Origin of the sequence: uncultured Brachyspira sp., assembly GCF_910588665.1 — a bacterium.
Classification (GTDB): Bacteria; Spirochaetota; Brachyspiria; order Brachyspirales; family Brachyspiraceae; genus Brachyspira.
Genome location: NZ_CAJUPR010000028.1, coordinates 1 through 3,495, shown reverse-complemented (window position 1 = coordinate 3,495; position 3,495 = coordinate 1). Strand labels below are relative to the sequence as shown.

Annotated in this window: 1 protein-coding gene; it reads right to left on the bottom strand. The window is 28.5% G+C overall.

The window, feature by feature from the left end:
* Positions 1 to 927: 927 nt before the first annotated feature.
* Entirely contained in the window at positions 928 to 2,709 is a 1,782-nt protein-coding gene (locus tag QZ306_RS10365) for a hypothetical protein (protein ID WP_295163618.1), read from the bottom strand.
* Positions 2,710 to 3,495 lie beyond the last annotated feature (786 nt).

Here is a 3,495-nt window from a genome sequence, read left to right as displayed (position 1 = left end):
AATAATCAGAAATATTAATATAATGAAGAAACAGTTTGCTTGCCTGGTCTTTTTTTTAATATGATTGATAGCCTTATCCATGGATAAACCGAATCAGGTCGTTGATATATCTCAAAATGATTCTACTCAAATAATCGATTATTTCAAAAATTGTTTTTTCATATCTAAAGAATGGACCATTTTCAAAAAATTCTTTTTTTTTATATTCTATGCAATGACATTAAGTCGATTTATCTTTCCTGCAAGTTGATTTTTTTCATTTTTTATGATATATGGTTTTTATGTTTTTTTTTTATCCAATCAATCAAACCCTTAGTATAAAAAATATCTAGCGTTCCATTATTTAACTTTGTAGAAGTTATTGTTAAACAACTTCTACAATTAGTCTTTTTTTTATATATAAAGAATTTGATTTAAATTATTTGAATCATTGAGCCAAATTAAACATTTCACGCGTTATATTAACATATATGCTTTTTCTTTTTTAATAATCATATAAAATATATTTAAAATATAAAAATACTATATTAAATAATAATGAATAAGTAGCAACATATTATATTAAATGTAATATTAATGCTACATGTTAGCGATCATCATATTCAGTATTTCAATAAAGTAAAACTTTATTCAGAAATATATCAATGGAATTCTCTAACTTTTTCTTAAAACTTGTTCGAAATTATCCATTTTGGAATCATAAGTATGTATTTCATCTCACTTAACATATTTAATTTCAGAGGTAGATAATTTGATTTCTATGACATTAATCAAAAAAAAATCTGAATATTTACGATAATTTTTTCCAAAATTTAAATTAAAAAAAGAGGTTTAATTCAATATAATTTCAAGATTACTTTAATTAATTTTTATTAAAACCATATTTTTTTAATGATTTTAATAATTATCAGTGTTGAATCTGATATATTAAAGCGGATATTTCCTCGAATAGCGTGAATTCAATTTAATTTTGCTCATTGCAAGAAATACATCAGATCCAATTGAACAATTATAATCGTTCAACAGTCTTCTTAAAGCTGAAAAACACCTTTCAGCAATAGCTTCTGAAGCTGGAAGGGTAACAAAAACCAGAGCAACTTTAGCTAGCAGTTCAAATGAAATGGGCTTATCGTCATTTAGCTCGTGTTCAATAAAAGTGCAAGTAACCATACTTTTCCAGAACCTTGTCGATGACCTTTTTTCGTAGACGACTTGATCAAGATAATATTCAAAAGCTGCAATGAGAAAAGATGAATCTACAAGTTCAGTTCCAAACGAAGCAATACAAAATGATGTAAACGTTTTCATCAAAGCTTCTTTATCTTCACCACTTTTATTTCGGTATTCCTGTAGTCCATCGTAAGTGAACACGTAAGAAAGATGGCTCAGCTCAATATTTAAAGTGCTATCAAATCTTGAGATAAAAAATGTTTTGAAATAATTGAAGATGGGGTTGTTACCAAGCATATCAAATTTTTCCAAAACTTTCTTATAAGCAACATACACGTGAAACTGCATATGAAGGTCGCCTTCCACTTGCTTTGTGAATTCCTTGATTATAGATAATGGTTGCAATACTTCACTCCAATAATCAGGAACACATGCGACAGGTGGAACTGTTGGGGCATCTGGAGCTTTGCATTGAATGCCTTTTTCAATTTTAGTTTCTACTTTTTTCATTAAGATTTCATATTCTTTTTTTTCAAAATCAGTTTGATAAGCAATAAACTGAGCAATTAGTGCCTTATGTTGAATTACATATTCAAGAACGTCACATAGCGTATTCCAGCGAGTTGCAATATACTTAGGCATCTTACATGGACAACTTTTTTTAAAAGTTCCTTCTCGTTGGCTTATCCATGAAACTAAGCCAAGGAGAGAATCAACGAATGATTTAAATTCTTTGCACTCCTTAATGACATCAGCCACAACAAGTTGAACTGTATGTGCCGCACATGCTACACGGGTCACCGATTCTCCTAGTAAACTAGGTAGAGCCAGAGGATGATCACCAGCGATAGCACATTTAAGAGAAGCTGCATTGTCAGACACAACACCTGCAATGGTTATATCATTTTTTTTGCATTTAATAAAACATTTATATAGTTCTTTTGCTATTGTTTCTGCTTTTTGGTTTTCTACTTCAACGACATCATAAAGCCTTACGATTGAAGCATTTAGCATTATTATTGCATAATAATGCTTTTGACGATAAGAAGCTCCATCAATAGCTATTCCGATAATTTGGTTTTTCATATCACATATCGCTGAATCTGTTATATATTTAGAATAAGATATAATATTATCTCTAAGTTTTTTTTGAGAAGGAATTTCATAGTTTTCATTTAGAGATTCAACGAATTTTTGCCAAGCTGGTGAACTGATTTGCGTATAAGGTATATTCATTTCACTGATTAGCTCAATTAGAGCAATTGTTTTGGCATCAGTTATGTCCAAATTGGGGATTAATTGAGGTTCAGCTACAGGGGCTTCATTTAAAGCAGCAGGAACATTAAAAAAGTCATTGATTGTTCTCTGGTCAGGGATTTGCTGCTTAAGGTACAAGCAAAGTTTGCAATGGGCATTTGCATTTCTGTGCCTTTTAAATATTTTTCCACAGATCAGGCATTGGAATTTGTAAATATCTCTTCCATTTTCATGTCTTGGTAAACCAATTTTTTTCCAGTGGACATTCTCTTGTATTTCCATTATAAAAATGAAAAGTTAAGCGTTACAATTTGTTCGTTTAAAATTGTTAACAGAAAAACAACCGCCATTATGTGTTCAGTGAAACGTTAACAATTTTAATATGTTTCAGAAAATTTTTCAACATAAGTATATAATTCATAGTTAGATTATATCTTTAGATATAATAAAATCAAAAAAGAATTAATAATACAGTAGAGTTTGCTTATGTAAGCTAATTGCCTAATAATTTTTCTTTGTAAGAAAATTCTGAAGACATTCAATCATTGAATTATTCAATGTCGAAAAGGTATTTATTTGAAAAAAGTTAAAGTTTTATAATTTAAATATGAAATTTTACAAATGAATTTAGTCTATAATATACAGCTTGTATATAATATCTCCAGCTTGTTTATATACTTGTAGTATATAAGTGTTAGTTTCTGTAGACGATGGCTTTCAACTCAACTTGAACTCCTGGACTATGTCCATTCTAAAAATGTTTTCAATTATCTGTTTTTCCAAAATAGCTTTTAATTAAAAGACATAGAACGCATTAATGCTATTCTTTATCGCCAAGATCCTATTATTACTAATACCATATATAATTTCAACAATAAGCATGGCTTCATTCATTAATATTCAATATTTTAACAGTGTTTATACTACATACATTTTAAATTATAAGAAGTATGATAACTTAAAACAATATGAGTAAACAATCAATAAAAAAATATCATTGCAAAATGGAGAAGATACAAAGACATTGGTAACTACTGAAGTATTTACTGGGATTAATATAATATTTAA